Origin of the sequence: Sporosarcina contaminans (genome assembly GCF_042679045.1) — a bacterium.
Classification (GTDB): domain Bacteria; phylum Bacillota; class Bacilli; order Bacillales_A; family Planococcaceae; genus Sporosarcina; species Sporosarcina contaminans.
In genome coordinates this window covers 1-1,074 of sequence record NZ_JBHTLT010000059.1, presented here as the reverse complement: position 1 = coordinate 1,074, position 1,074 = coordinate 1, and the positions used below count along the sequence as shown (strand labels likewise).

The window sequence follows — 1,074 nt, the reverse complement described above, 5'->3', positions numbered from 1 at the left end:
AGCTACTTTCAGTATTAAATGAGAAAAATACAAGAACAGGTGGCGAAAAACGATTCGTTTTTCGCCACCTGTTCTATTTTAGGGACTTATTGGACAGCCCCTTTATTATGTTTTAAAACAGGTTTAAACAGGTCAACAAAAAGGGAATTGATAAACAAAATTGCTACGAATTATTGGATATGAACAACACCACCAATGTCCATACTAACGTCACTAATGAAAAGGATGTGCGAAGCATGTTATCAAATACACAAATAAACAACTTTAAAAATGAATTGTTGAAATTAAAGAAAGAATTAACAAAGACTGAAGAAGAATCAGATCTAAAAGGCAGCGCTCAAGATGAAGTAGGAGAATTATCGATGTATGACAATCATCCTGGCGACATGGGAACTGAATTATACGAGCGCCAAAAAGACCTAGCGCTAAATATACACGCTAATGATGAAGTAGAAAAGGTAGACATTGCCCTTCAGGCAATTCAGGACGGGACATATGGGAGATGTGAGATATGTGATGAGGAAATTCCTTTAGAACGATTAGAAGCAATTCCTTACGCCACACGATGCAAAGAACATACCACCGAGCAACAAATAGCACATGATCGTCCTTCAGAAAAGGACATATTGATCATGGCAAGACCGAATTCCTTTGCAGACCGACGCAAAGGCATCGCACGTGATAGTGAAGACAGTTTTCAGGAAATAGCGAAGTCAGGGACATCGGAAACACCATCAGACTTTACAGAGGATCATGATGACTATAATACTTTATATGATGATAAGATCATGGATGGCGCGGCGGAGGAAATGGAAGAATTTGTCAGCACGGACATTACTGGACAATCCCGCGGTTTCGTTAAATCCGAGATATCGGAAGAATATGAGGAAAGATTAGATGATGAAGGAATCGAATCTCCTCTCGGAGATATACCATATCATCGGAAAGACAGTTACCTAAATGACTAATATAAAAAGGTTCTAAATCAAATGTTGGGGTGATGTGATTTGCACGTCACCCTTTTACTTAGATACCGCTGAGTAATGTTGATTTGCGCTACAGGGCGGACGCTTT

General features: G+C 39.3%; 1 protein-coding gene. It reads left to right on the top strand.

Translation table 11 applies throughout. From position 1 onward, the window contains the following. Positions 1-236 precede the first annotated feature (236 nt). Entirely contained in the window at positions 237-968 is a 732-nt protein-coding gene (locus tag ACFQ38_RS11330) for a TraR/DksA C4-type zinc finger protein (protein ID WP_381480951.1), read from the top strand. The last annotated feature ends 106 nt before the right edge of the window (positions 969-1,074 follow it).